Here is a 26,014-nt window from a genome sequence, read left to right as displayed (position 1 = left end):
CGTGAGCCGATACCTCACGTGGCTGCTGCTGGGGACGCTGGTCGTCTGCGCCGGGTGCAGCGGTCTTCTCGGGGGCGCCGACCCGGGGACCGAGACGGTCCGGTACGGGGTCGCCGTCGAGAGCGACTACCCCGTCTCCGAACGGTTCGGCGTCCGGGTGAAGGAAAGCGGGTTCGACGGCGAGGTCGTGTTCAATCGCTCGCGCGAACTCGATGCCGGCGAACGGTGGCACGTCGCCAACCTGAGCAGAGCGCGGTACAGGAACGGGTCGTACGCCCTGCAGTTCACCGTCGAGGGGGAGGTCGTCGAGTCGAAGGGGCTGGTCTACCAGTCCGGGAACCCGGATGTGGGAGCGGTCACGAAGGCGACCCTCCACGAGGCGGGGCCGTCATCGAGCGGCACGACGACCTGCGAGGGGAGCGTGACCTGCTACCGCGAGCGCGAGTGACTGCCGCCGAGCGCAGCGACCGCGCCGGAACGCAAGCCTCCTTGCGTCGCCCCTCGAACCCGGGTCCATGCGACGACGGGCGGCACTCCGGGCACTGGGCGCGACGGCAGTTGCCACGACGACGGCCCTGAGCGGCTGCCTCAGCACGCTTGGCGTCACGCAGACGGGGCGCATCCGCGCGAAGTACGTCGTCGTCGAGACGGCGAACGGCCGCGGGCGCATCGTCTACGACGCCATCGACGAGGCCCGGACCATCGCCCGCGCCCACCGCGACGACTTCCAGCGGGACGGGCCGCTCGTCGTCTCGCAGCCGCTCGGCAACGCCCTCGAGGACCAGTACGCGGCCGTCGATTACCTGGTCGAACACGACTGCGCGCCCGACAGCGACGGAGACGGGGGGTGTGGCGAGGCGAGTCTCACGCGGGGCGACTTCAACAGCGTCCGCCTGGGCGACACCGCCGAACTGTTCTACCGGGACGGCAACATCGCCCGGGTGCTGAGTGTCTCCCGGGGAGACATGACGCCGACCGACGTCCGCACCGAGAGTCCGACCGTACGGGGCGGCGGGAACACGACGGCCGAGTGAGCCACCGGGCGAGTGAAGCAGCCGCGCGGATGAGGCCGACGCTCAGCGCTCCTCCAGCGGCGGGTGTTCCGCCAGTGCCGCATCGAGCAGGTCGTGGGCCTCGCGGGCCGCCGCGAGGTCGGCCTCGACGTCGCCGTTCCGCAGGCGCTCGCGTTCGCGCTCGCCCAGTTCCACGCGCGCGACCGCCGCCTCCTGCAGCCGGTCGTAGTCGGCGTCGTGGGTCAGCTCCCTGACCTCGCGCAGCGCCGCCACCACGTCCTCGGGCGCGAACCGCCGGACGACGGACTCGGCGGCGTCGGCCCACCAGCGCAGCTCCGCGGCGGTCGGCGGCGGCCAGCCCACCGTCAGTGGGTCGGCGTCGAGCCGGTCGAGGTAGGTCTCGTTGGCGGCCACGCAGCGCTGGAACGCCGCGGGGTCGTCGACGTAGTGCCCCAGCTTCGAGTTCGAGTAGCCCGCGTACTCCAGGAGTTTCGTCACCGACTCCTCACCGACCTCGGTATCGTGGACGTACTCCAGCAGGCGGCTGGGTGGGCGGCGGGCCTCCAGCAGCGGCGCGTCGGCCGCCGCCGCGAGGGTGTCGAGCGTCTCGTGTGCGGGAGCGTCGCGCCGGAGGTCGGTGAACGCCGCCCGGACGGCATCGTCGTACGTCTCGATGGGGTCGCGCAGCCGCTCGACCGGCGCGTCGAGGTCGGCCGCACCCCACTCCAGCGTCTGCTCCAGGTCGGCGATGCGTGCCTCGACGGCCTCCAGTCGCTGGGCGACGGCGTATCGGGCGTCGCTGTAGCGCTGCCGGGCGGTCTGCCAGTCCTCGTACAGCTGCGCCAGGTCGCGAGCGGGCTGGAGGTCCTCGCGCGCCTGCGCGAAGTGCTTCTCCTTCAGGCGCGAGCGCTGGAACGTCTCGTCGGCCGCCTCGAACGCGTCGCGGGCGGGCAGGTCCTCCGGCAGGTCCGCCACGAACTCGACGAAGGTGTCCTGGAACTCGACGTACCCCTGGAAGTCGTCGTAGTCGGTGGCGCGGTCCTCGTAGCGCTCGAACAGCCGGTCGACCTGTTCGCAGGCGCCCGTGACGCGGTCGAGCGCGTCGACGCCGTACTCGTCGACGCGCTCGCGGAGGCGCTCGAACTCCGTCTCCGCCGCGTCCAGTTCCGCGACCAGTGTGGTGGCGCTCTCCTCGCCGCCGTCCGTGTCCGCCGCCTCATGCTGTGAGCTGGTCATCCGTCCTCGTAGACCGCGTCGGGGTCGAAGACGCGCTCGCCCACCTCGTCGCCGTCGAGGGTGCGGTAGAAGCAGCTCTCGAACCCGGTGTGGCAGGCGCCACCCTCCTGCTCGACCCGGTAGAGCAGCGCGTCACCGTCGCAGTCCACCCGGACCTCGCGGACCCGCTGGACGTGGCCGCTGGAGCCGCCCTTCTTCCACAGCTCGTCGCGCGACCGCGAGTGGTAGTGGGCGTAGCCCGTCTCGCGCGTGGCCGCCAGCGCCTCGCGGTCGACGTAGGCCAGCATCAGCACCTCGCCGGTCCCGGCGTCCTGTGCGACGGCAGGGACCAGCCCGTCGTCGCCGAAGTCGAGGTCCACGCCGATCTCCTCGGCGTCGGCCTCCGACGCTGTCTCGCTCATGCCCGGAGCGAGGCCCGTGCCGAGGATAGGTCTTTTCGTGGCAGACGTGGGCTGACGGGCAACGCCGGTCGGCGGTGCCCGCCCTCACGCCACTGCCGGAGTCATGTCGCTGCCGGGGTCGTGTCGCCGTCAGGTCGCCCCCAGCAGCAGGAGCAACACGTCGCCGACGACCAGCGCGAGGACGAGGCCGACGAACATCGGCACCACGAACGGGATACCCGGTGACACCCACACCGCCTCGCGGTCGGACTCGGTCAGCAGCGCCAGCGCGGCACGCAGGTCCGCCGCGTTCGCGCCGTAGGCGTGGCCCACGTCATCGAGGAACGCCGCGGCGCCCCATGCATCGACCCGTCGCACCGCGGGGGTCGCGGGCGTGTCCGTCGTCGGGACACCGGGGGCCGGCAGGACGGTGCCCCCGTCTCCGCGGCCCTCGCCGTCGTCGATCCTCGGCCGCTCGGCATCCGGCGACCCGCCATCCGTCACCGGGTCACCCTCCGCGACGGAGCCGCTGGTGGGGTCGTTGCGCGCCCCGGGCGGGGGCACCGAGTCGGGGTCGCGGAACGCCGCCGGTGCGTCCCGGACGGCCGACAGCGTCGTCCCGCGCCAGCGGAGGTACATCCGCAGCGTGTCCAGGTCGAGGCCGCTCCGCGTGAAGCCGGCGGGCGTCTCCAGCAGCCGGCCGTACCGCTCGGTGACCGACTCGACCCCCACCGGCCGGCCGATGGCCATCGGAAGGGCGAACCGGCCGCGAGCGGCGTTGCCGGCGGCCAGCACCAGTGGGTAGGCCAGTCCCGCCAGCACGGTGTTCGTGAGGATCGTCAGGGAGAACACGCCCAGCGGCGCCCGGTGGTCGGGGACACTCCCGACCGGGAGCGTGTAGCTCGGATAGACGGGGAAGCACAGCGAGAGCGTCATGATGGCCTTCGCGTCGGCCCCGCCGAAGGCGCCCAGCCGCCAGAACAGGTAGCCCAGCGACCCCACGAGCCCCAGCGAGACGCCCACCCGGAAGAGGAACCGCTCGCCGGAGAACGAGGTCGTCCCGACCCGCGAGAAGTCAAGCAGCAGGGCGACGAGTCCGACGACGACGAGCGGCGCCCACAGCCGCCCGTCGACCCGCCGGGTCCGGATGTCCCGGTACGCGGCGTAGCCGAAGGCGGGAACGACGAGCAGTCGCAGCAGGTCGGCCACCGTCCCGTAGTCGGTCCGTGGCGGCACCACCCCGGCGAGTTCGGACCCGAGCACTGGCCGACCGTGGCGACGGCACCGGATTAAGACTGCCGGCTTCCCCGGGTCGGCGCGGCCGAGCGGGACGGCCTGTGACCGGGAAGACCCGTCTACCGACCGAGGTCGACCGAGGTGTCGGAGCGGATCCAGGCCCCCTTCGCGTCGCTGTCGTAGAGGATCGTCTCGCCGTTACGGGTCTCGAACGCCCCGTATCGCTCCGGGTGGATGCTCGGCAGCGAGTCGTCCTCCGGGGTGATGACGGCCGCCAGGTCGCTCGTCTCCGCCTCGCTCTCGTTCGTGGCCATACGTATGTGGACACGCCCCACTACCCTGAGCCTGACGCCAGCAATTGCCGGTAGAAGGTAATGCTTGGTATCAGACTGAGCATCCCGGGGTCACCACCCGTCCCCGGGAGGCCACCGGACGGTGACCGGTCGCGACCGTGGCCGGGCGGCCGACCACCGTCGGTGGACGACCCGCCGGTGGACGGCGTTACCGGTCAACCGTGACGGAGTGGTCGGCGCGGATCCAGGCCCCCTTCGCGTCGCTGTCGTACAGCACTGTCTCCCCGTTCCGGGTGTCGAAGGCGCCGTAGCGCTCCGGATCCACGCTCGGCAGCGAGTCGTCTTCGGGGGTGATGACGGGGTCCAGGTCGGCATCGTGTCCCTCGCGACGCCGGAACATCACCGGCTCACCTCGGTCGCACAGTCGGCGCGGAGCCAGGCGTCGTCGGCCTCGCGGTCGAAGATCATCGTCGTCCCATCCGCGACGTCGAAGGCCCCGTACCGGGCGCCTGGGATCGGCGGGAGCTGCTCGCCCTCCGGAGTGTCGACGGCCGCCCTGTCGTTCGGTTCGTTCGTCTCGATCATCAACAGGTGCTTGTTCCAGCACCCCCCTGAGACTGTTCCCGGTTCTGCCCAGTGATTTAAACGGTCCACCACATATAATACACAGCTTAAAGACGGTAAATATCCGTTCAGGAGAGGGGCAGAGGGGTGGCCGGTTCCGTCCTGGGGGGCCTCGCAGCTGCCGCACGGGGCCCTCGATTCATCCCCTGCTACAGGAACGGGGTTGCCGCGACGTGCCCGGACCGCACGGAGGCGTCACAGCCGCTGCTCGTACTCGTGTACCTGGACACCCATGGCGTCGTCATGGGTGGACCCGATGCGGTCGAAGCCGTGTGCCTCGTAGAACCGGACCGCCCGCTCGTTGGCCGCCATGACCGACAGTTCGAGCCGCTCGAAGCCCCGCTCTCGGGCAGCCGCCTCGGCCCGGTCGAGGAGCGCCCCGCCGACGCCACGCCCCCAGTGGGCGGAGGCCACGTAGATGCGGTAGAGGTGACAGCGCGCGTCCTCGTCGTCATCGGGGACCAGTTCGGCGAATCCCACCACCCCTCCGTCGATCTCCGCCACGAAGACGGAGCGCTCGGGGTCACCGATATCGTCGTCGACCAGCCGCCCGGGGTCGAACCAGGCGTCGACGGTCTCCTCGACCCGGTCGGCGCCCAGTTCGTCGTCGTAGGCCGCGTGCCACGCGTCGCGTGCGACCCGCTCGATGGCGGCCGCGTCGGCCTCGGTCGCCCGCCTGATCGTCGGGTCCCCGCTCACGGCGGCTGGGTGGGTCCGGGGATGGCTAAAAGCTGCGGGCCCGTCGGGCGGTACGGCCACGGCAGCGGGTCTCCGGGCCGACGGGATTGATACCGGCGCCACCCGTCGGCGGCGGTGTGCCCGAGGACCCCACGTACCCCGACCCCGCGGCGCGGAACCCGGTCGCGGCCGGCTGCGAGCGGTGCCCGGCGCTCGTCGACTGCCGCACCGACATCAGCCACGGCGTCGGCCCGACGGACGCCACGCTGGTCGTGGTCGGTGAGGCACCCGGCGCCGGCGACCCGGACGCGGACCGCTGGCGGGGCGGCAACCTGACGGGGATGGCCTACACGACCCGCAACTCCGGGCGGAAGGTCCGCCGGCTGGTCGCCGACGCCGGCTTCGCCGACGATGCCTACTACACGAACGCGGTCAAGTGCTTCCCCTGCGATGGGTCGGGGAGCAACCGCGAGCCCACGCCCGAGGAGCGGGCGTCCTGCCGGCCCTACCTCCGCGACGAGCTCGCGACGGTCGACCCCGATGCGGTCCTGGCCACGGGCAAGCACGCGACGACCTCGGTGCTCGCGCTGACGGGGCGGTCGCTGGACGGTTTCCTCGAGCACGTGCTCGACCCCGTCGACACCGAGGTCGGGCTGGTGGTTCCACTGCTGCACCCCAGCTATCAGGAGGTGTGGCTCTCGCGACTCGACCACACGCGGGAGTCGTATCTGGCGGCGTTGGGGGATGTACTCCCCTGAGGCGCGGGGGCGCAGCACTCGCAGGACCGGCCGGGAGGGCAGGTTTCAAGCCCTCCCGTGCGGATTCGACACCAACGAACATGTCGGACCAGGCGATCCAGCGGGCGGTGCGCGAACTCCGGAGCGCGGAGGTGGCCGCCACGGAGACGGTGACCGTCCAGAACGGGACGAACGTCTTCCCGGACGACGTGGGTGAGCCGGTGCGGGTGCTCGACGCCGGGAGCGCGGTCCGGAAGGTCGAGGACCTGGCCCGGAACGCGCTGGGCGAGTACCTCCCCGAGGGCGTCGGCATCGCCACGCAGAACGGGGAGTTCGAGGTGAGCGCGCCCGCGGCCGAGGGGGTCGACGTCCGCTTCGACACGGAGCTGTTCGCCGTCCACTCGACCCAGGTCACCTTCTCCGGCACCGTCGAGCGGGCCGCCGACGGCGTCGAGGTCGGCATCGTCACGGTCAACTTCCGTCTGCTGGACCGCCAGCGGTTCCCCGGGACGCAGGCGCGACAGGGCCAGCAGGGCGGGCAGTAGCTACCGGAGCGCCGCCACGGTTCCCGTCCCGGTAAGCGCGAACACCGTCCCGTCGACGGGTGCGAGTGCCCCGACCGGCGCGTCGAACCCGACCCGCCAGCGCTCGCGCCCGTCAGCGGGGTCGAGCGCGCGCACGTCGCCGGCACGGCCGCCGGTCGCTCCCTCGTTCCGAGCCGTCGCGACGAGCACGCGGCCGCCCGCGAACACGACATCGCGGACGAACCGGCCCGTCCCGGCCTCGTGGGTCCACGCCACGGTCCCATCCTCGAGCGCGAACGCCCTGACCGTCGCCCGGAACCCCTCGCCGCTCGTTGGCTCGCCCACCCACTGGCGGTAGACGCCGGCGTACGCCCGGTTGCGAGCGGCGTCGACCGCCGCGTGCTGGGTCGTGAGGAACGTGTCCCGGTCGTCGGTGGTGACCGCCCGCCACGCCACCTCGCCCGTCGTCGCGCCGACGGCCCGGAGCGCCGGCGCGCCGGCGTCCGTCTGGAAGCCCCGCTGCTGGACCGGCACGAGCACCCGCGACCCGACACCGACGGGCGCGGAGACTCGCCCGCCCTGGGCCACGGTCCGCCACTCGGCCGCCGGCGGCGCGCGCAGCGGGACGTCCAGGACGCTCCGGGACCGGAACCGTGCGAGTTCGTAGCCGTCGTGCCCGAACAGGGCGCCGTCGTGGACGAGCGGCTGGGTCTGCAGATCGGGAGCCTCGCCGCCCCAGCGACGGATGCCCGTCCCCTGTTCCCGGGCGACCGAACCGATGCGGGTCGCGGTCAGAACCATCCCGGCAGCCACCGTCAGCCCCACCGGGCTGGCGGGGAGGTCACGGGCCCACGCCCTCTCACCCGTCGCGGCGTCGTACGCGGTGACGCTCGCGGTCTCGTCCGTGCCGCCGGCCGCGAACAGCCGGCCACCCCGGCGCGAGAGCGCCCGCACCGGCGTCTCGTCCTCCCACACCCGGCTCCCGTCGGTACGGTCGACCGCCGCGAGCGAGCCGGCACCGGCGTAGACGCGGTCGGATCCCACCACGAGCGACTGCAGGAGGGCGTGAGAGGGGGGCTCGACGCTCGCCGTCCAGTCGACCGCCGGATCCTCCGGGACCGACACGTCGGGCACCGAAGCCGTGTTCGCGAGGTCGTAGCGGGGAAGCGGCCACGTATCCACGTCCGGTGTCCAGGCGTCCAGCTCCCCGAGTCGGACGCGGTCGGCGACCAGTCCGCCACCGGCGACGAGACCGGCCGCGCCGGCCAGGAGGGTACGTCGGGAGGGCATCGTCTCCCGTTTCCGGACGAGCGACCGAGTGGCTTGTGGTCGACCCAGTGAGGACAGGAAGACGTATATCTACCCAATCCAGCATTCATATGAAATATTGCCAGAGAATACTACTAACTCTGTGTATTTTCCCCAGAAATTCGATTCCGAACAGTTACGTCCGACAGCCGGCAGCGGCGTTCCGCTACAGTTCGCCCTTCGTGCTCGGCGTGTCGCCGGCCCGGCGCTCGTCGACGCGGGTGGCGTCGTCCAGCGCGCGCGCCAGTGCCTTGAACAGCGCCTCGACCTCGTGGTGGGCGTTCTCGCCGGTGATGCCGGCGTGGAGCGTGAGGCCGGCGTTCATCGCGAGCGAGCGACAGAAGTGCGCGGCCATGTCGCTGGTGAACTCGCCGACCGACTCCTGTGAGAAGTCGCCATCGAAGTTGAAGTACGGCCGGCCGGAGACATCCACGACGACGTCGGCGACGGCCTCGTCGAGCGGGACCCGCCGGTCGGCGTAGCGGACGATGCCCCGCTTCTCGCCGAGCGCGGCGTCGAACGCCCGCCCGAGCGCGATGGCCACGTCCTCGACGGTGTGGTGGTCGTCGATGTGGAGGTCGCCGTCGCACTGGACGGTGAGGTCGAACAGGCCGTGCTTGGCGAGCGCACCGAGCATGTGGTCGAAGAAGCCGACGCCGGTGTCGACGGTGGCCTCGCCGTCGCCATCGAGCGCCAGCGTCACCTCGATATCGGTCTCGGTGGTCTCGCGGGTCACGGCGGCCTCGCGGACGCCGGCCTCGGTCGTCTCGTCGCTCATACCCGCGGGTCCGGCGGCCACCGGCAAGACCGTTCCCCCTCGGTTGCCGACGGGAGCCGGAGAGCGGCGGACAGTATATAAAGTCAGTACGTGAGGTAATACCCTCGGACGCGAAGTTCCAGATGCGGAACGTCGTGGTCCACGCACCGACGGACCGAATCCGGGTCGATCCGGCTCCATCCCCGACCCGGTGTCCGTCGGTCGCGGGACCCGACGCCGCCGTGCGTGTCCACGGGAGGGGGGTAGGGGTGCGCCCGGCGGACGGTCGGGGGGAACGTTTTATCGGTCGAGGATGAACGTGGAGCAAATGGACGACGGGGGGTCGGTACTGGATGTTGTCAGGCGGCGCTGGCCGGTGTTCGAGCAGTTGCTCGGGGAGCCGCTGTACAAGCGCGACCTCGTCGCGGCCGTCGACCGGTCGCGCTCGACGGTGGACCGGGCGGTCCGCGAGCTGGAGGACGCGGGGCTGGTCGAGCGGGTCGACGGGGGGTACGTCGCGACCGTCGCCGGCCGGCTCGCCGCCGAGGAGTACCGGGCCGCGACGGCCTCGCTCGCGGCCGTCGAGGGCGCGATCGCCGCACTGGCGCCGCTCCCGCACGACGTGTCCGTATCGAGCGCGCTGCTGACCGGTGCGGCCATCACCACCGCCGACGGGGACGTCGACGCGGCGACACTCGCGGACCGGTTCGTGGAGCGCTGCTCGCGCGCCGACCAGGCTCGCGTGGCTATCGCGGGGACCGCCGACGGGGCCTTCGCCGAGGCCGTCCGGAGTGGCACCGACGGGCCGGTCCTGCTCCCGCCGGAGCTGGGGATCCAGGACGCTGTCACCGCGACGAACACGCCGCCCATCTCGCTGCTCCGGACGCCCGTGGCGGTCGTGGCGGCCGTCCACGCCGACGACGGCGGAGTCCACGCGCTCGTCGAGACGACCGACGAGGACGCGCTGACGTGGGCGACGGCGTGGCTGGACGCGTACGACCCCGAACACCACACGTCGGGGACGGTGGACGGGAGGATGGGTCACCCGGATGCGGCCGAGCAGCGCCACCCTGGGGGACCGCTCCCCGGAGGGCTGGCATCCGCCGGGTTCGAGCGGCTCGACGACGGGGCGTTCGACCCGGCCCGCGCCCGTGACCGGGTGACCGCACTCCGGACGGGCAACGGGTTCGCGGAGGTGGCTGCCGGGCACGCTCTCCCGCGCGAGCGGCCCGCGGACGGGGACGGTGAGCGAGAACGGCTCGACGACGAGCTGCTGTCACGGCTCCAGGGGGGGCGGCACGTCGCGCTGGTCGGCGCACCCGGGAGCGGCAAGAGCACCGTCTGTCGCCAGGTCGCCCATCGCTGGCACGAGTCCGGGCGAGGGGCGGTCTGGTACCGGCAGCGCAGCCGGGGGCGGCCGTTCGAGGCCGCCGACGCACTGACGGCGGCAGCCACGCACGAACCGGGGCACACGCTGGTAGTCGTCGAGGACGCCGTCCGGGCGGGGGCGGCGGTGTTCGAGGCGATGCGGCGACTCCGCGACGACCCGACCGTCTCGGTACTCGTGGATGCACGGACCGAGGAGTGGGGCGACCCCCCGGGGGAGCCGCTGGCCCCCGCCACCCGGAGCTACCGCGACGAGGCGGTCGAGGTGGTCCGGATGCCGGCACTGGACGAGCGCGAACGCGAGCGGTTCATCGCCCACGTGGCGGCCGACCTCGACCGGCCGGTGGCCGATCTGGCCGCCGACGTCCGTGCGGTCGCACCCGAGGACGGGACGGAGGCGGACCCCCCGTCGTCGGTGCTGGCCTTCCTGCACTGTCTGGCGACGGTCGCCGGCACCGGCGAGGATGTCCAGAGCGCGCTCCAGGCGGACGCGGAGGCGACACTGGCGGAGCTCCGCGACCACGGCGACGTGGCCTGCGACCTGGGCGTGCTGGCGAACCTCCTGAACGCGGCCGGACTCGAGGTCGAGCCGGCGTACCTGTACGCACTGGTCACGGCACCCGCGGGATACGACCCCGCCGACATCGACGCCGCGGTGGAGACACTCCACGGCCGGGTCCTGTTCGGCGGGTCGCCGCTGGAGGGCCGGATGCCGCACGAGGAGTGGTCGGTCGCGTTCCTCGACGCGCTGGTCGCGACCGAACCCGAGCCCGCGGCCCGCCGCCGGGTCGGGCGCGTCGTGTCCGCCATCTGGTCACTGGCCGACGACCCGGCGGCCCGGGAGGCGGTCCGGGACGCGCTGGGCGCCGAAGCGGCCGTCCTCGGACGCATCGCCGACGATCCGACGGCCTGGGCCGACGAGACGGCGACACAGCTGTTCGGCCTCGCGGAGCGCCACCCGGGGGTGCTCGTGCTGTTCGGTGAGAGCGACCACCCCGCGTTCGAACTCCCGGCGGTCTGTTCCCCGGGCTGTGTGCTGCGGTGTGCCGAGAGCCGATGCGACGCCCGCTACGATCTCGGCGACTACGAGGCGCTGCACCGGGAGGCGACGGCCCTGTACCGTCTGGCGGGCGATGTCGAGGAGCCCGCCCGGTCGCGGTTCCGGTCGGCGGCACACCGCCACCGTGCGTGGGCGGCCATCCGGACCGGATCCTACGAGGACGCCGACCGGTACGCCGCGTGGGCGCTGGCGCTGGCCGAGCGGGTCGGCGACGGCCGCCGGGCACAGAAGGCAGACAGCGCCCGCGGCGTGGCGGCGTGGCTCGCGGGCGACCTGGACGCCGCCGAGCAGTACCTCCGCGCCGCGGAGGAGCGCTCGGACCCGGAGGCCGACCCCGCGGGCGCCGCCTCCGTCCAGAACAACCTCGGCATCGTGCACTACGAACGGGGCGAGTTCGACGCGGCGCTGGAGCGCTTCGAGCGGAGCCGGGCGCTCCGCGAGCGCGCCGGTGCCCGGGTCCAGCTCATCGACTCGCTCATCAACCTGGGCGTCATCGAGCGGGACCGCGGGCGGCCCGAGGCGGCCATCGAGCGCTTCGAGACCGCCGTCAGCCTCGCCCGTGACGCCGGCACCCGGGACTTCCTCGCGCACGCGCTCCGCGCACTCGGGAACACGCTGGCCGACTGCGGCCGCCCGGCGGAGGCGACTGAACGGCTGTCGGAGGCCCTCGACCTCGCCCGCGACGCCGGCAACCGTGAGAACGTCGCGCACTGTCTCCGGGGGCTCGGCGTCGCCGCCCGCGAGCGTGGCGACCTCGACGACGCCGAGGAGCACCTGACCGAGAGCCACGAGACCGCCGCGGCGGTCGAGACCGACCGCGCGCTCGCGCTCGCGCTCCGGGAGCTGGGCACGCTGGCACGCGAGCGCGGTGACCCGGAGCGGGCGCTCGACCACCTCGACGCCTGCCTCGAGACGTTCGATCCGGGGACCCGGAACGCCGAGACGGCTCGTGCCCACCGGGAGCGCGGCGAGGCGCTCCTGGCGCTCGGGGACGAGACGGCGGCACGGGATGCCTTCGCCACCGCTCGCGAACAGTACCAGGCGCTCGGCGCGACACACCGCGTCGCGGAGTGCGAGGGCCGGATGGCGGCGGTCGCCGACTGAACCGGCCGGGCCTGGACTGCCTCGCCGCACGCTCGAAACGACAACGACAGCGTGGCGTCGCCGTGTGATTGGTGCATGACCACCCGGACCGAGCCGGAATGACACCGCAATTTATGTATCACGCGTCCCAGCGGCCGACATCGTGACGCTCGTCCAGTCGCTGGTGGATACGGTCGTCGCGGCAGCGCCCCAGGTGGCAGCCGCCTCGCCGACGGGAGCCGCCCTCTCGGGCGCCGTCGTCTACGCGCTCGTCCGGCTGCTGGACCGGCAGGAGCAGCGACCGCGTCCCCGGAGCTGAGTCGTCCTGGCGGTCTTCTGGAGAGGTACGTCTCGTCGCCAGCACCGACCAGAAGGTTCGGAGACCGGCGTTCCCTCCGGGACCGGATGGGCTCGTTCGACGCTCACTCGACGGCCGCGCTGGCCTCCGCGAGCGTGAACGCCCCCTCGTACAGCGCCGTCCCGACGACGACGGCGGCCGCGCCCGCGTCGTGGACCGTCCGGACGTCCTCGAGCGTGGCGACGCCACCGCTCGCGATGACCGGGGCGTCCGCGGCCTCGACGACGCGCCGGACCTCCTCGCCCCGGACTCCCTCCATCTGTCCCTCGACGTCGACATCGGTGAACAGGATGCCGGCTGCGCCCGCGTCGACGAACCGTGCGGCCGCCTCCGCGGGGTCGAGGCCGGTCCCCTCGGTCCAGCCGGAGACGACGACCTCCCCGCCGCGGGAGTCGAGGCTCACGACGACACCGTCGGGGTAGCGGTCCGCGATGGTCGAGACGATGTCGGGGTTCTCGACGGCAGCGGTCCCGAGGATGACGCGGTCGACGCCGCCGTCGAGCAGCGAGAAGGCGTCCGTCGCGGTGCGGATGCCGCCGCCGACCTGCACGTCCGCGCTCGTGGCCGCGACCACGCGCTCGATGGCGCCCGCGTTCGCGCGCTCGCCTTCGAACGCCCCGTCGAGGTCGACGAGGTGGAGGGTGTGTGCGCCCGCCTCCTCCCAGTTCCGCGCGGCCTCGACCGGGTCGCCGTAGGTGCGCCCGGTCCCGCGTTCGCCGCCCACGAGCTGGACGACCTGCCCGTCCTGTACGTCCACCGCCGGCACGACCTCGAACGAGTCGAACATTCCGGTCGACATATGCTGGGTCGCCGGCCGGCTAAACGGTGCTGGTCGGGAACGTCCGCCCGCCGTCACGAGAGGCAGTCGTAGACGGCCTCGCGGACCGCCACCTCCCGCGGGTCGTCGACGAGGTGGACGCCCAGCCGGTTCGGGACGTACGCGAAGGCGAGGTCGGCGTCCGGGTCGGCGAAGCCGAACGTGCCGCCGAAGCCGGGCGTCCCGAAGGCGGCGTCGGAGCTCCCGAAGGTGAACTCGCCGTACGGTTTCGAGTAGCCCACGTTGTACTCGTTCCGGACCCCGAGGACGAGGTCCCGGTCCCCGCCGGCGGGCGGCGACGGGACGGTCCGCAGTTCCTCGTGAGTCGCCGCGTCGAGACCCAGTTCGTCGCCACCACGCGCGAGGTCGTCGTACACCCCCGCGAGGGCCCTGGCCGTCCCGATGCCGTTGGCCGAGGGGATCTCGACCGACCGCAACGGCGGCTCCGTCAGGTCGACCGGGTCGTCGTAGGCGACGCAGCTCGCCGCGCGCCCGGCGAGCGACCGCGGGTTCAGCAGCCGTACCAGATACCGGGGCGGGATTCGGTGGACGTTCCGGAGCAGGTCGACCGGGCCGAACGGGTCGAGTTCGGCCACCCGCTCGTCCGGAACCGCCTCGGGTAGCCCGATGTGGAAGTCGACATCCAGCGGATCGGCGACCTCGTCGGCGAAGAACTGCCCGACGGTCCGGCCGTCGGTCCGCCGGAACAGCTCGCTCGTGTACCAGCCCAGCGTGAACGTGTGGTAACCGTGGCGGGTTCCGGGCTCCCAGTCCGGTTCCTGCGCCGCCAGCACCGCGGCGAGTTCGTCGTGGTCGGCCAGCTGCTCGGCGGTCAACTGCTGGTCGAGCGTCGCGAGTCCGGCCCGGTGACGGAGCAACTGCCGGACGGTGACCTCGCCCTTCTCGTGCTGGGCGAACGCGGGCCAGTGGTCCGCGATGCGGTCGTCGAGGGCGAACAGACCCCGGGAGAGTGCGACGGCGACGGCCGTCGCGGCCATCCCCTTCGTCCCCGAGAACACCATCACCATCGTCTCCTCCGTCCAGGGCTGCTCGCCAGCGGCGTCGCGATAGCCACCCCAGAGGTCGACGACGCACTCCCCCTCGTGGTAGACCGCACACGCGGCCCCGAGTTCGTCGCGCGACCGGAAGTTCTCGGCGAACGCGTCCACGACGGGCTCGAACCCGTCCGCCGCGGTCCCATCGACGACCGGCATCAGCGACCCCTCCCCTGGCGGACGTGAGCGGCTCCGGGTTCCATGGCCTGCGTTGGCAGAGGGACCGGATAACTGTTGACCCCGTCTCGCGCCACCGGCGCGGCCAGCGGTCGCGGTGTTACATCGTGTACGTCCTCAGCGTGGCCAGTCGGCCGTCGACGACGGCGAAGGTGTCGACGAACCGGAACCACTGCTCCCCGTTCGCCCGCTCCAGCCGCCCCTCGACGGCCACGTACCGGTCCGCGTCCACGTCCCCGATGGGGCCGGAGGCCCCGTCACCGTCGTCGCGCGGGTCGGCCCGGTAGACGCGCTCGACGACGTGCGTGGTGTCGGTCTCCGGGCGCTCCTCGCGCATGAACCGGACGAACCGGTCGGCCCCCTCCAGCGTCCGGTCGGGCCGCCGCTGGACGAACGCGTCGGCCAGCAGGTCGCGCAGCTCCCCGTACGCACCCTCGTCGATGGTCCGGTAGTAGTCCCGGGCGAGATCGCCGGCATCGGCGGGCATGGCGAGGGCTCCGCCCGCAGCCCGTATCAACCCGGCGACGGCGGGGTTCCGGAATCCTTTTGTGCAACACCGGCCTCGTCTCGAATGCACAGGGCGCTGGTAGTGTAGTGGTATCACGTGACCTTGCCATGGTCACAACCGGGGTTCAAATCCCCGCCAGCGCACTTCTCCCGAACCCACCCGCGAGCGACCGCTGGCCCTGTCGTGCGGTCAGCCGTGTCCGCCCGGAGTGTCTACGCCGGGCCCCTGCGCTTCCTGCGACGGCGTCTCCCCGACCGATTGCGGAACCAGAGCAGGACACTGAGGCCGAACCCGATCAGGGCTGTCAGGAGCATCGCACCGATGAGCACCAGCAACCCGAGCGAGGCGTCCTCGAACTGGCCGACGATGGTGGTAGACCCGACTGATGACATAATGTAACTCATGTCACAGGGAATCATAACCCTCTCGCCGATCACGTGTCGGTCTCGTCGTCGCGGCCGCCGGCGCGCGAGTCCCAGCGCAACAGGAGTTCCCCTGTCTCGTGGTCGCCGCCGAGGATCCGGGGGCGGTCGACGGTCTTGACCCGGACCGTGGCCTCGTCCGCGCGGGGGATCGTCACCTCGTGGTCACCGACGGCGACACGGACCTCGTCGTAGCCCTCCGCCTCGGCGGCGTCGAGAGCCGACTTCAGTTCGCGGAGCGGCTCGACGAACGCGTCGTCGTTGTACGAGTGGTGGGTTCCGGGGGCAGCGCCCCAGGCGATGTTCTCGACGTCCTCGCTGCGGCCGGCCAGCACCGCGTTGACCGAGGCCCCGACGAGCAGGATCAGCCCCCCGAAGTAGAGCCAGGTGATGAGGAGGATGATGACGCCGACGATACCGTACGAGGAGGTCGAGGAGGCCGCGACGTAGTAGCGGAACACCCCGCTGAGTGCGACCCACCCCAGCGCGGCGACCAGCGCGCCCGGGACGATCTCGCGGACGCTCACGTCCTCGTCGGGGAAGACGTAGTACATCGGAAGGAGCGCGACGCCGACGCTGAGGACCGAGATGAGCGGTCGGAGGACGGCGTCGGCGGCGCCGAGCGACGGGAGCCCGACGAAGCGCTCGGCCGCGCTGACGAGGAAGAGGGCGACGCCGAGGGCGCCGAAGACGACCACGCCGTCGAGCACCTGGTCGAGGAACGTGTTCAGCGACTCGGACTCGTAGATGTCCGAGAACGCCTGGTCGAGCCCACGGAAGATGCGCAGGGTCCCCCAGACGAGCGCGACGAGCGAGAGCAGCGAGATGCTGGCGTTCTGCGTGCCGCTGGTGGCCGCCTGGAGCAGGAGCTCCGTGAACTGCCCGATGACGCCCCCCTCCGTCGCGCCGGCGGGCGTGAGGTTGGCCGCGATGGCCGCGAGGAACGCCCGCGCGAGCGCCTCGTCGCCGATCCGATTGATGAGGAACAGCACCAGCAACAGGAACGGTACCAGCGAGACGAAGGCGTGGTAGGCGATGCTCCCGGCCATGAACGTGACGTTCTCCGCCCGGACCTCCCGGACGATGGCCTCCAGGACGGTCCGCGCGCGCCGGAGGCGCGGGTCGTCGAACACCCGACTGCTCATGGCGACCCCTTCGCACGGCCCCGTATTACCACCCGGGATGACGGCCGCACCCGCTCGACAACCACCAAACTGTTGGCCGGCGAACCCTCTCGGCCCGGAGCCTCGACGCACACCGGGATGACAGCGACGGCGCCGGGAGCACCCGAGCGGCTGGGCCCGTTCCTCCGTGGCTCGGTCGCGGGCTCCGGACCGTGGTCCGGTACGACGGGAACGACTACGACCGACTGTACTGCGAGACCGGCCTGTCCGACGAGGTGCGCGCCGCGCTCCGGGACGGACCCTGCCTCGGCCGGACCGGCCGTCCGCGACACGCTCGGGGCACGCCGGGGGACCGTCGAACGGTACGAGGACGTCGTGCTGGTAGATCTCCCCGAGGGACCGGACCAGGGGACGCTCGTCACGGCGGAGCCGGACGCGCTCACAGAGGTATCCGAACTCCTCCAGGGGATGCACTACCACCTGTCGACAGCCGTGGAGGGGGCTGCCGAGCAGGAGTGAGCGACCCGCGGGCGGCGCCCGGTAGCGAGCGCGGGGCGCCTCAGCCGTCGTCGACGAAGCGCCGGATCTCGTCGCCGACCAGCGCGGGCCGCTCCTGGTGGACGAAGTGGCCCGCGTCGCTGACCCGGAGGACGCGGCAGGGCCCGTCGAACGCCCGCTCGGCCCCCTCGTACAACCCGGTCCCGATACAGCCGTCGCGCTCGCCCGTCACGAGCAGCGCCGGCACCTCGATGGTCGGGCCCTCGTCGGGCGAGGGCGGACCGTGGAGGACCATCCCCTTCAGCCCGCCCCCGACGATCTGGCGGTAGTACGCGAGCGCGTGCTCGACGGTGTCGTCGCGCTCCAGGGTGGCCTTCACGCTCTCGATGCGGCTCCGGGGGTAGTCCCAGCCGGGGCTCCAGAGGCCCCAGAGGAACTCCACGAACTCGAAGTCCCGCCACCGGAGCGCCTGCTCCGGGGCGCCCGGGACCTGGAACAGCCACATGTACCACGAGCGGAGGATCTGCTTCGGGTAGCGCGTCAGCAGCGCCTCGAACCGTGGCGGGACCGCCATCGCCACCAGCCGGTCCATCGCGTCCGGGTCGGCGGCCGCGGCGGCGTACGTCGCGACGGCACCCCAGTCGTGGCCCACCAGCACGCGGTCGCCGTCGCGGTCGAAGTGGTCGGCCGCCACGTCCAGCAGGGCGTTCGCGTCGGCGCCCAGCGCCTCGGCCGTGTACTCGCCGTCTGGCGCGGGGTCTGTTGGTGCGTACCCGCGCATGTACGGGGCGACGGCGGTGTAGCCCGACTCCGCGAGCGCGTCGAGAACCGGCACCATCGAGCCGGCGTCGTCCGGGAAGCCGTGGAGGCAGACCGCGAGGTCGCCCTCGTCGGTCGCGTCGGTCGCGGGCTGCTCGACGATGCACTCGAAGGTGAGGCCGTTCGCCTCGAGTTCGACGTTGCCGTACTCCTCCGTGTCGCCAGCCGCGACCGGGTCGTCCGGGCGCGTCTCGGGGTCGCTCGCCGTCGCGGCGTCCGTGGAGTCGTCGCTCATGGTGGGGCCTGCGACGCCCACGCTCTTAGCCGTGGGTGTCGTAGGGCCGACCATGACGGTCGTCGCACTCCTGTCGGTCGCACCGGTCATCGAGGACAGCATGGCGGGCGAGGTGGCGAAGGCGGTCGCCGCCCTCGACGAGTTCGACGTCTCGTACGAGACGAACCCGATGGGGACGGTCATCGAGGCCGACGACATCGGGACCCTGTTCGCCGCCGCGCAGGCCGCCCACGAGGCCGTCGACGGCGACCGCGTCAGCACGGTCCTGAAGATCGACGACAAGCGGACCCGGGAGTTCGAGGCCCGCGAGAAGGTCGAGGCCGTCGAGCGGGAACTGGGACGCGAGGCGAGGAAGGGACGGGATCGATGATCGAGCGGTTCCGAGAACCGACGAACAAACGCTCAACCCCAGAAGTTATCGGATAATACAGCATTTTCGACAGATGCAGGGGCCTGCGGGGTCGGGCACCGACGCTATCGCTTGGGGTGCGTCGGCGCGTCGAACCCGCCCCTGACCAGCGGTTTCGCGATGTGTCGGCGGGCACAGGGCGGCACCTCGTACCAGCCCCGCTCCAGCGACCGCTCGATGGGTCGCTCGACCCTGCCCGGCGCCGAGGTCCCGCAGTCGCGACACCGGTACCCCTGCCCGCGACCCGCCGACGACATCGAGCGGCCGCAGTCCGGGCAGTCCGGGGTGACGGACTCGGTCCGGACGAGGGCCCGGACCGCGAACTTCTCGAGTTTCAGCGTGCCGTCGCTCACCTCGCCGCAGACAGTGAGTCGGTCGCCCACCCGGAGCGCCCGGACCCGGTCGCGGAAGCGCTTCGTCGGCTCGAACGCCGCGCAGCCCAGCGTCACGTCGGCGCCCTCGTCGGGTGGCCCGAGGTCGAGGAAGACGTGGCCGCCCCGGCGCGTCTCGGGTGTCGAGGCGACGACGGCGTCGAGACGGTACGCGCGGTCGTCCGCCACCGCCCGGATCGGTGCCTCGCGGAGGTGGGCATCCGTCCCCTGGTTCGTGACGAACGTACACGCCCGCTCGGCCGGCTCCGCGTCGATGGCGTCCGCGACCGCCCGGCAGGCGTCGGGGTCGTCGCCGCGGATGCCGTACAGCACCGGGCCGGGCGTGTGGGGCACGCAGACCGTCTCGTTCTCGCCGTGGTCGACCGTGTCCCAGACGGCCGGGTACTCGCGGTCGGCGGCCGCGAAGACGCTCTCGTGGGCCACGTCGCGCTCGGTGCCCCAGCGCTCGCGCGGGCGGTAGACGATGTGCTCGTAGGTCGGGTCGAGGTCGGCGTCGTCCCAGGCGCGCCACGCGCCGGCGGCCGCGAGCGCGCCCACGACGCCCCGGCCGTCGCCCCAGGTCGCGTGGCGCGTCTCGACGGCCTCGACGCCGGAGAGCGTCTCGTGGGCCCGCTCGCGGGACAGCAGGTCACGGACCGCGACGCCGGCGAACTCGGCGACGCTCCCGGGAACGGAGGCGGGCGCGCCGCCGAGGGCGACCACGCCCGGGTTCGTCCGCGGGTCGTCGACCACCGCGTGGGCGTCCACGAGGTCGCGGGCGGCCGCGAACGCCACATCGACCGCGGCGTCGGTGTGGACCGCGAGCGCGGCGTTACCCCGGGTCTTGTGCTCGACGGCCGGGTTCAGCCGGACCAGGCAGACACGGGCCACCGCCGCACCCTCCTCGCGCAGTCGCTCGGCGAGGCGTGCGGCCGCGTACGTGGTGCACATCCCCGCGTCGCGCGAGTCCGTGTCGTCGAGGCCAACGACGGTCACGGCCGGGATACGGGGGCCGGTTACGAACGGGTTTCGCTCGGCGGCCGGAACGAGGATTCGACGGTGAGTGTGCCGTAGAGGCCTCGTATGGCCGATCCGACCCACGATACCATCCGATATATCAATCTGTCCCCCCGCGAACGGCGAATCGCCGGACATCGGGGGGTGCGGGGACACAACACATATGAGCATCGAGTCGCCTATACCCCTCTATGACCCGGTCCGCACTGGTCGAGAACGTGACCGCGATGCTCGAGGACGCGGGCTTCCTCGTCAGCGACCGGTGTGCGATCCGCCCGAAGAGCTTCGACATGGCCGCACGGCGGGGGGAGGACACGCTCCTCCTGAAGGTGCTGGTCAACATCGACGCGTTCGACGCGGCGACCGGCGCGGAGATGCGCCGCCTCGGCCACTACCTGGGCGCGACGCCGATGGTCATCGGCCTGCGCACCCGGGACGAGGAACTCAAGCCCGGCGTCGTCTACTTCCGCCAGGGCGTCCCCGTCCTCTCGCCGGACACCGCGATGGACCTGTTCGTCGAGGAGGTGCCGCCGCTCATCTACGCGGCCCCCGGTGGCCTGTACGTCAACATCGACAGCGAGGTGCTGGCCGACGCCCGCGAGGAGAAGGACTGGTCGCTCGGCCGTCTCGCACAGGAGCTGGGCGTCTCCCGTCGGACCGTCTCGAAGTACGAGGACGGCATGAACGCCTCCGTCGAGGTCGCCGCGGAACTGGAGGACGTGTTCGACGCGCCGCTCACCTCGCCCGTCGAGGTGCTGGACGGCGCCGAGGCGGTCCGCGAGGGCGACCCCACGCCCGACGACCCCGACGCCGACCCGGACGACGAGCCCGTCATCGCCGTGCTCACCCGGGTCGGCTACGACGTCCACCCGACCGACCGCGCACCGTTCAAGGCCGTCGGCGAGGCCCGCCGTTCCCGCCTCGCGTCGATGCTGACGGGGCACTCCTCGTTCGACCGGACGGCCGAGAAGCGGGCCCGAATCATGTCATCGGTCGGCCGCGTCACCCGGACCCAGTCGGTGTACGTCGTCGACCGTGCCACGCGGGACAGCGTCGAGGGGACCGCGCTCGTCGAGCGCGAGGAGATCGAACAGGTCGAGGACGCGGACGACCTGCGCGACCTCATCCAGGACCGCGTCGACATCGACGTCGAGGAGCCGGCGTAGGACCGGGTCCTTCCCGTTCTCCCGTCCGAAAGCGGCCGAACGCGCTGCTATCCGTCTCCTACTCGCGCCCTGCCTCGACGATCTTCGCAGCCAGTCCCTGGGGGTTCGTGAAGACGACCTCGTGGCTGCCGGGCATCTTCACCAGTCGGAACAGCCCGAGCCGACTCGACATGTGTGGATGCCAGCTCCACTCGTCGGTCTGTGGGAGGGTCCCGTCCTCCGTCGCGTAGAGGTAGCTGCTCGGGAGTTCGAGCGAGTGGAACGCGCTCATGTCCAGTTCGTCGACGAACGGTTGGAACGGGGTCGGCGACAGTTCCTCGTAGGTCGAGCGAGCGACGTCGATGTCGGCGTCGTTGATGAAGCCATCGCGCCAGACCGGGAACGGGACCGTGAACGAGCCGTCCGGTGATTCGTCGGCCAACGCCCGGAAGAGCTCCTGTATGGGCGGCGGACATTCGTCCAGCACGCAGTTGCCGTCCTCCACCACGAACGCGTTGTGGAAGACGAGACGGGTGATGCGGTCCGGAATCCGCTCGGCTACCTTCGGGATGATGGAGCCACCGAAACTGTGGCCCAGCAGCACGATGTCCTCCAGTTCCCTGTCGACGATGTAGTCCTCGACCGACCCGGAGCAATCAGCGTGAGTGACGTCCTTGTTCCCGTCTGGTCCGTGGCCAGCGACTGTCGGCGCGTATGCCGTGTGCCCCATCTGCTCTAACTGCCGGACGACCGGTTCCCATGCCGATCCGTCGTGGAACGAACCGTGCACTAATACGAACGTTGTCATGATGTTTCTCCCTGCTGGTAGACGACACTGCCTCCTCCAGGTGGTCAGAGGAATGTACCGCCAGTTTGTTAATTGCTACCAGCTATCAAATATCTTTCTGTTGAAATGTTTCCGACAGGTCGGAGACGACCGGATACCCCCCGGCGTCGTCGGTTCGGGGTCGCTACCCCCGTGCGGGTATCGAATCCGCCCCCCGTCGGCGGAACGGTCGCTGCGCCCCGTCACGACCGGCAAGCTTCGACACGGAGACCTACTCCAGGGTCGCGGCGCCGAACGGCGTCCGGAAGTTCTCGCACCAGATGCCGACGCCACGGATCGAGGCCACGTCCACCCCATCCGGAAGCCGCTGGACGAACGTGCCCGTCTTCGTCGACTCGCCCCCGTCCGCACCGCCGTCGATGAGCACCTTCGTCCCCGCCGCGATCTCCGCCGCGGTGTCGGGGTCCGCGTCGGGACAGACGTAGACGAACACGTCGGGGCCCTGTGTCTGCTCGTAGTTCACGAAGCGGAGGAAGTGGGCGCCCTCGTCGTGGACGAGGTCGACCCGGCCGCTGCACCGGTGGCCCGCTTTCCCGGAGAACTGGCCGCTGGCGAGCGTCTCGGCCGCCGTACTCAGGCTCGGGCCGCTCCCCCCGCCGCCATTCTCGACCCGGGTCGCGCGCTCGGGCGCCAGTTGCTCGTAGGCGAACGCACTGCCGACACCCGCCAATCCCAGCCCCATGCCCGCCAGAACCGTTCGTCTCGTGACCATGGGACCGAGGACGCTACCCGAGGGGATGACTATTTTTCAGGGTCCGACTGGAGAACGGTCGGCGTTCGTCTAGAATTCGGCCTCAATCCGGCGTGCCGTCGTCCCCGGCCTCCGCCACCGACAGCTCGTAGCCCTCGCCGAGGCCGAACACGTCCCGGTAGCAGGCCTCGATGAAGTCCGCGGCGTGCTTCGGGTCGGCGAGCGCCGAGACGTACACCGTCCCGTCGCGGGCCTTCCGCGTCTCGGGCTGCTGTATCTTGAACACCGGGAACGACGCCAGCAACTCGTCCAGCGCCGCCCGGGCAGCGCCGATGTCGGCCCCACCGGTCGCGTCGCTCGCCGTGGCGAGGTCCATCGTGATGGTCCGATCGGCGTAGGAGAGGGTGACCGCCCGGTCCCCGGCGCGCGCGAGGAAGTCGACGCCGTCCTCGCGCGAGCGATGGCGGGCGATGGCCCGGACGGCGAGGCGCTTGCGGTCGGCAGGCGTCGTGGCGGGCATCGTCGGTCGTAGGGTGGCGAGGGGCTTCGGTCTGGCGGGTGCCGGCGCCGGCAGAGGACCGACGCGGGGGACCCACGGGGCGGCGACGGTGGCGGTCATCGACACCGTTAGGTAGCGGCGGGAGCCGTCTCCCCACAACGCATGGAGCACAACCTCCTCATCACGGTGTCGGGGCCGCCGGGCAGCGGGGCGTCGAGCACGTCGCAGGCGCTGGCGGAGGCACTCGGGGTACAGCGGGTCGACGGCGGCGAGGTCTTCCGCGAGCTGGCGGAGGAGCGGGGGATGAGCCTCACGCAGTTCTCCGCGAAGGCGGACGAGGACCCGGAGATCGACCAGCTCATCGACCGCCGCCTCCAGCGCGTCGCGGAGGTCTGGGGCGCCTCCAACAAGGGCTTCGTCCTGGAGTCGCGGCTGGCGGGCTGGCTGGCCGGCAACCGCGCCGACCTCCGCATCTGGCTCAACGCTCCCGAGGAGGTCCGCGTCGACCGGACCGCGGACCGCGAGGAGATGGAGTCCGAGATGCGGGTCCGCGAGGTCCAGGAGGTCGGCCGCTTCGAGCGCACCTACGGCGTCGACGTGACCGACACGTCGTTCTACGACCTGTCGGTCAACACCGCGCGCTGGTCGCGCGAATCGGTCGTGGCCATCATCATGCAGGCGGTCCAGGAGTACGCGTACGAGAACGACGAGGGGGCGTTCACCAACGAACTGGAGCTGCCCGAGACGGAGGAGGAGACGGAGCTGGGACCAGGGACGTGACTCACCGGGCGGTCAGCCGGGCCGCCTCCGCGGACTCGAACCGTTCCATGTCCGCGACGAGGTGCGCGAACAGCGCCAGCGCCGCGTCGGCACGCACGGGGTCGCCCGCCCGGGCGCTCCCGACCGCGTCCACCGCGGCCGCGTTCGCCTCCGCGAGCAGACCCGCGTACGGCGTCCCCGCGACCGCCGCCAGCGCCGCCCGGACCGCGACCAGCACGCCGGACGCGTCGTCGAGACGGGCGCGGGAGCGAGCGATATCGATGTGGTAGGCTGCTTCGTCGAACTGTACTGCCTGTGAACCCATGGCACACATACGACGTGCAAGTATATCAATACCACCTATATATTGACCTTAGCGGTACGCTTCCGTACGAAACCGGTGAGAACGTGGGACGCTCGCGAAGATAGCGGTCAGTCGCCGAAGACCTGCCGCATCATCGGATGCATCTCCATCAGCTGCTCTTCGGCGATCTCCTCGTAGAGCTTGTACGTGATGGAGACGGTCAGCAGCAGGCCCGTCCCGGAGACGGCGCCGATGGTCCCGAGCATGTTGGCCATGACGGCCAGCAGGCCCACGAGGGCGCCGCCGATGACGGTCACCTGCGGGATGTACCGCTCGAGGACCTTCTCGATGACGCCGGGCGACTGCCGGAAACCGGGAATCTGCATCCCGGAGTTCTGGATCTGCTGGGCCGTCGCCTCGGGGCCCATGTCCGCGGTCTCGACCCAGAAGATGGCGAAGATGGCGCCGCCGACGACCATGATGAACAGGTCGACGAAGACGCGAGCCATGATCATGCTGGGCGGGTTCGTGGTGGTCCCGAGGAACCACATCCAGTCCTGGTAGCTGTAGATGGGTGCGAGGTAGTAGAAGAACCCGCCGACCGGTTCGGCGGTCCCCGCACCCGAGCGCGTGTACACCCCAAGCCACGGCATGGCGGTGCCGAACAGCTCGATGGCGTTGTTCGCGTTCCCGGTCTGACTGAACAGGATGCGGCCCAGGAACTGGATGTTGGCCTGGAGCGCACGGACGAGGATCATCGGCAGGACGCTGGCGTAGATGAGCTTCACGGGGAAGCGACCACGCGCGCCCTTGACCCGGGCGTGCGAGAGCGGGATCTCGACGCGCACGGACTCGGCGTAGACGACGACCGCGAAGATGGCGACCGTCGTGAACAGGAACAACAGCTGCCCGGGCTGGATGAGCAGGTTCAGCAGGCCCTGCGTCGAGAGGACCGCGCCGAGCTGCTGCTGGCCGGTCAGGATGGTGTACCAGTTGTAGAAGAACCCGGGGTTCCGCGTGAGGCCGGGGACGCCGAAGAAGCCGCCGATGAGGCGCTGGCTGATCCCGGCGATGATGAACAGACCGATCCCGGAGCCGACGCCCCACTTCGAGATGACCTCGTCCATGAACAGGATGAGGAGACCGCCGACCAGGACCTGGGCGAACATCAGCCACTTGAGCCCGGCGAGGCCGATGCCGAGCTGGGCCGCGAGCTGCGGGTCCGCGGGCAGGAACCCACCGGCGAACACCATCGGCAGCCCGGTCAGGACGCACATCACGACCACCAGCAGCTTCTGGAGGCCCTGGTAGAGCACCTGGTCCCGCGGGTTCGACTGCGTGTCCAGTCCGAGCAGGTCGGCGCCGCCGAGCAACTGCAGCACGATCGAGGCCGTGACGATGGGCCCGATGCCCAGCTGCAGCACGGTTCCCTGCCCACCCGCGAGGATGGTCCGGAACTGCCCGAACGCGTCGTTGCCGCCCCCACTCGCGAGTCCGTAGATGAACACGTTCGTGAGGAAGAAGTACAGCACGAGGACGCCCGCGGTCCAGCCGAGCTTCCGACGGAAGGGCACGTGGCCCTCCGGCCGCTCGACGCCGGGCATCCGCGTGAGTACTGGTTCGGCGGTCTCCTTCCAACTCATT

31 protein-coding genes and 1 tRNA gene are annotated in these 26,014 nt (G+C 71.4%); 11 read left to right on the top strand and 21 right to left on the bottom strand.

The features are described 5' to 3' along the window. Nucleotide 1: 1 nt before the first annotated feature. Together P2T62_RS05255 and P2T62_RS05250 are read left to right on the top strand one after the other, a co-directional pair. Entirely contained in the window at nt 2-448 is a 447-nt protein-coding gene (locus P2T62_RS05255) for a hypothetical protein (RefSeq protein ID WP_276260433.1), read from the top strand. A 67-nt stretch (nt 449-515) separates the two neighbouring features. Further along, the gene (locus P2T62_RS05250) at nt 516-1,034 is read left to right on the top strand and encodes a hypothetical protein (RefSeq protein WP_276260432.1); all 519 of its coding nucleotides are present in this window, start codon (nt 516-518) and stop codon (nt 1,032-1,034) included. 42 nt (nt 1,035-1,076) lie between these two features. On the opposite strand, the gene P2T62_RS05245 is transcribed toward P2T62_RS05250, so the two are convergent. From P2T62_RS05245 to P2T62_RS05215, 7 genes are all read right to left on the bottom strand, one after another. After that, on the bottom strand, nt 1,077-2,249 hold the full coding sequence (locus P2T62_RS05245) for a DUF7118 family protein (RefSeq protein ID WP_276260431.1): 1,173 nt from the start codon (nt 2,247-2,249) through the stop codon (nt 1,077-1,079). Continuing rightward, on the bottom strand, nt 2,246-2,650 hold the full coding sequence (hisI, locus tag P2T62_RS05240; RefSeq protein ID WP_276260430.1) for a phosphoribosyl-AMP cyclohydrolase: 405 nt from the start codon (nt 2,648-2,650) through the stop codon (nt 2,246-2,248). Before hisI ends, P2T62_RS05245 begins: the two co-directional genes overlap by 4 nt. Before the next feature lie 129 nt (nt 2,651-2,779). Then, a complete protein-coding gene (locus P2T62_RS05235) occupies nt 2,780-3,892 on the bottom strand; it encodes an A24 family peptidase (RefSeq protein WP_276260429.1) in 1,113 nt (370 codons plus the stop codon). 92 nt (nt 3,893-3,984) lie between these two features. Then, on the bottom strand, nt 3,985-4,179 hold the full coding sequence (locus P2T62_RS05230; RefSeq protein WP_276260428.1) for a DUF7331 family protein: 195 nt from the start codon (nt 4,177-4,179) through the stop codon (nt 3,985-3,987). Between the two features lie 187 nt (nt 4,180-4,366). Then, nucleotides 4,367-4,558 (bottom strand): DUF7331 family protein, encoded by a 192-nt coding sequence (locus P2T62_RS05225; protein WP_276260427.1) that lies wholly within the window; start codon nt 4,556-4,558, stop codon nt 4,367-4,369. Next, entirely contained in the window at nt 4,558-4,743 is a 186-nt protein-coding gene (locus P2T62_RS05220; RefSeq protein ID WP_276260426.1) for a hypothetical protein, read from the bottom strand. Before P2T62_RS05220 ends, P2T62_RS05225 begins: the two co-directional genes overlap by 1 nt. Before the next feature lie 234 nt (nt 4,744-4,977). After that, nucleotides 4,978-5,481 carry a GNAT family N-acetyltransferase gene (locus P2T62_RS05215; RefSeq protein ID WP_276260425.1) on the bottom strand — a complete coding sequence of 168 codons (504 nt, stop codon included), beginning with the start codon at nt 5,479-5,481 and terminating at the stop codon, nt 4,978-4,980. A 116-nt stretch (nt 5,482-5,597) separates the two neighbouring features. On the opposite strand from P2T62_RS05215, the gene P2T62_RS05210 reads away from it, so the two are divergent. Next, entirely contained in the window at nt 5,598-6,218 is a 621-nt protein-coding gene (locus P2T62_RS05210) for a uracil-DNA glycosylase (RefSeq protein WP_276260424.1), read from the top strand. An 80-nt stretch (nt 6,219-6,298) separates the two neighbouring features. Then, complete coding sequence (locus P2T62_RS05205) at nt 6,299-6,742, top strand: hypothetical protein (RefSeq protein ID WP_276260423.1); 444 nt, start codon at nt 6,299-6,301, stop codon at nt 6,740-6,742. Here P2T62_RS05205 and P2T62_RS05200 read toward each other — a convergent pair whose 3' ends face one another. Continuing rightward, nucleotides 6,743-8,011, bottom strand: a complete 1,269-nt coding sequence (locus P2T62_RS05200) for an outer membrane protein assembly factor BamB family protein (protein ID WP_276260422.1) — start codon at nt 8,009-8,011, stop codon at nt 6,743-6,745. It abuts the gene before it with no gap. 184 nt (nt 8,012-8,195) lie between these two features. After that, nucleotides 8,196-8,807, bottom strand: coding sequence for an imidazoleglycerol-phosphate dehydratase HisB (gene hisB / locus P2T62_RS05195; RefSeq protein ID WP_276260421.1), 612 nt, complete (start codon nt 8,805-8,807; stop codon nt 8,196-8,198). Between the two features lie 307 nt (nt 8,808-9,114). Here hisB and P2T62_RS05190 point away from each other — a divergent pair, with 307 nt between their 5' ends. Then, on the top strand, nt 9,115-12,336 hold the full coding sequence (locus P2T62_RS05190; protein WP_276260420.1) for a tetratricopeptide repeat protein: 3,222 nt from the start codon (nt 9,115-9,117) through the stop codon (nt 12,334-12,336). A gap of 142 nt (nt 12,337-12,478) precedes the next feature. Next, entirely contained in the window at nt 12,479-12,634 is a 156-nt protein-coding gene (locus tag P2T62_RS05185) for a hypothetical protein (protein ID WP_276260419.1), read from the top strand. Nucleotides 12,635-12,737: 103 nt separating this feature from the next. Here P2T62_RS05185 and hisA read toward each other — a convergent pair whose 3' ends face one another. From hisA to P2T62_RS05170, 3 genes are all read right to left on the bottom strand, one after another. Then, nucleotides 12,738-13,460, bottom strand: coding sequence for a 1-(5-phosphoribosyl)-5-[(5-phosphoribosylamino)methylideneamino]imidazole-4-carboxamide isomerase (gene hisA / locus P2T62_RS05180; protein WP_276261576.1), 723 nt, complete (start codon nt 13,458-13,460; stop codon nt 12,738-12,740). A 65-nt stretch (nt 13,461-13,525) separates the two neighbouring features. Next, nucleotides 13,526-14,704 carry a serine hydrolase domain-containing protein gene (locus P2T62_RS05175; RefSeq protein ID WP_276260418.1) on the bottom strand — a complete coding sequence of 393 codons (1,179 nt, stop codon included), beginning with the start codon at nt 14,702-14,704 and terminating at the stop codon, nt 13,526-13,528. A gap of 118 nt (nt 14,705-14,822) precedes the next feature. Continuing rightward, nucleotides 14,823-15,209: a nuclear transport factor 2 family protein gene (locus P2T62_RS05170; RefSeq protein ID WP_276260417.1), complete on the bottom strand. Its 387-nt coding sequence runs from the start codon at nt 15,207-15,209 to the stop codon at nt 14,823-14,825. 93 nt (nt 15,210-15,302) lie between these two features. On the opposite strand from P2T62_RS05170, the gene P2T62_RS05165 reads away from it, so the two are divergent. Next, nucleotides 15,303-15,373, top strand: a tRNA-Gly gene (locus tag P2T62_RS05165). Nucleotides 15,374-15,442: 69 nt separating this feature from the next. On the opposite strand, the gene P2T62_RS05160 is transcribed toward P2T62_RS05165, so the two are convergent. Next, on the bottom strand, nt 15,443-15,622 hold the full coding sequence (locus P2T62_RS05160; protein WP_276260416.1) for a hypothetical protein: 180 nt from the start codon (nt 15,620-15,622) through the stop codon (nt 15,443-15,445). Nucleotides 15,623-15,663: 41 nt separating this feature from the next. Continuing rightward, the gene (locus P2T62_RS05155; RefSeq protein ID WP_276260415.1) at nt 15,664-16,797 is read right to left on the bottom strand and encodes a YihY/virulence factor BrkB family protein; all 1,134 of its coding nucleotides are present in this window, start codon (nt 16,795-16,797) and stop codon (nt 15,664-15,666) included. A 354-nt stretch (nt 16,798-17,151) separates the two neighbouring features. On the opposite strand from P2T62_RS05155, the gene P2T62_RS05150 reads away from it, so the two are divergent. Further along, the gene (locus P2T62_RS05150; RefSeq protein WP_276260414.1) at nt 17,152-17,295 is read left to right on the top strand and encodes a hypothetical protein; all 144 of its coding nucleotides are present in this window, start codon (nt 17,152-17,154) and stop codon (nt 17,293-17,295) included. Nucleotides 17,296-17,335: 40 nt separating this feature from the next. Here the strand turns inward: P2T62_RS05150 and P2T62_RS05145 are convergent, their stop codons facing one another. Further along, nucleotides 17,336-18,328 carry an alpha/beta fold hydrolase gene (locus P2T62_RS05145; RefSeq protein WP_276260413.1) on the bottom strand — a complete coding sequence of 331 codons (993 nt, stop codon included), beginning with the start codon at nt 18,326-18,328 and terminating at the stop codon, nt 17,336-17,338. Nucleotides 18,329-18,380: 52 nt separating this feature from the next. On the opposite strand from P2T62_RS05145, the gene P2T62_RS05140 reads away from it, so the two are divergent. Next, complete coding sequence (locus P2T62_RS05140) at nt 18,381-18,698, top strand: MTH1187 family thiamine-binding protein (RefSeq protein WP_276260412.1); 318 nt, start codon at nt 18,381-18,383, stop codon at nt 18,696-18,698. Between the two features lie 104 nt (nt 18,699-18,802). Here the strand turns inward: P2T62_RS05140 and P2T62_RS05135 are convergent, their stop codons facing one another. Further along, nucleotides 18,803-20,104 carry a tRNA(Ile)(2)-agmatinylcytidine synthase gene (locus P2T62_RS05135; RefSeq protein WP_276260411.1) on the bottom strand — a complete coding sequence of 434 codons (1,302 nt, stop codon included), beginning with the start codon at nt 20,102-20,104 and terminating at the stop codon, nt 18,803-18,805. Nucleotides 20,105-20,316: 212 nt separating this feature from the next. Between P2T62_RS05135 and P2T62_RS05130 the strand changes: the two genes are divergently transcribed. After that, complete coding sequence (locus tag P2T62_RS05130; protein ID WP_276260410.1) at nt 20,317-21,291, top strand: transcriptional regulator; 975 nt, start codon at nt 20,317-20,319, stop codon at nt 21,289-21,291. Nucleotides 21,292-21,349: 58 nt separating this feature from the next. On the opposite strand, the gene P2T62_RS05125 is transcribed toward P2T62_RS05130, so the two are convergent. From P2T62_RS05125 to P2T62_RS05115, 3 genes are all read right to left on the bottom strand, one after another. Continuing rightward, nucleotides 21,350-22,078 carry an alpha/beta fold hydrolase gene (locus P2T62_RS05125; RefSeq protein WP_276260409.1) on the bottom strand — a complete coding sequence of 243 codons (729 nt, stop codon included), beginning with the start codon at nt 22,076-22,078 and terminating at the stop codon, nt 21,350-21,352. A gap of 250 nt (nt 22,079-22,328) precedes the next feature. Beyond that, complete coding sequence (locus P2T62_RS05120) at nt 22,329-22,829, bottom strand: DM13 domain-containing protein (RefSeq protein ID WP_276260408.1); 501 nt, start codon at nt 22,827-22,829, stop codon at nt 22,329-22,331. 82 nt (nt 22,830-22,911) lie between these two features. After that, nucleotides 22,912-23,328, bottom strand: a complete 417-nt coding sequence (locus P2T62_RS05115; protein ID WP_276260407.1) for a DUF7975 family protein — start codon at nt 23,326-23,328, stop codon at nt 22,912-22,914. Between the two features lie 141 nt (nt 23,329-23,469). Here P2T62_RS05115 and cmk point away from each other — a divergent pair, with 141 nt between their 5' ends. Beyond that, the gene (gene cmk, locus P2T62_RS05110) at nt 23,470-24,087 is read left to right on the top strand and encodes a (d)CMP kinase (protein WP_276260406.1); all 618 of its coding nucleotides are present in this window, start codon (nt 23,470-23,472) and stop codon (nt 24,085-24,087) included. A gap of 1 nt (nt 24,088) precedes the next feature. Here cmk and P2T62_RS05105 read toward each other — a convergent pair whose 3' ends face one another. Together P2T62_RS05105 and secY are read right to left on the bottom strand one after the other, a co-directional pair. After that, complete coding sequence (locus P2T62_RS05105; protein WP_276260405.1) at nt 24,089-24,391, bottom strand: hypothetical protein; 303 nt, start codon at nt 24,389-24,391, stop codon at nt 24,089-24,091. Nucleotides 24,392-24,498: 107 nt separating this feature from the next. Beyond that, on the bottom strand, nt 24,499-26,013 hold the full coding sequence (secY, locus tag P2T62_RS05100) for a preprotein translocase subunit SecY (protein WP_276260404.1): 1,515 nt from the start codon (nt 26,011-26,013) through the stop codon (nt 24,499-24,501). Nucleotide 26,014 lies beyond the last annotated feature (1 nt).

Source organism: Haloglomus litoreum, assembly GCF_029338515.1.
In the GTDB taxonomy this organism is placed as follows: Archaea; Halobacteriota; Halobacteria; order Halobacteriales; family Haloarculaceae; genus Haloglomus; species Haloglomus litoreum.
The sequence above is the reverse complement of the archived record's forward strand: the minus strand, read 5'-3'. Positions and strand labels throughout refer to the sequence as shown.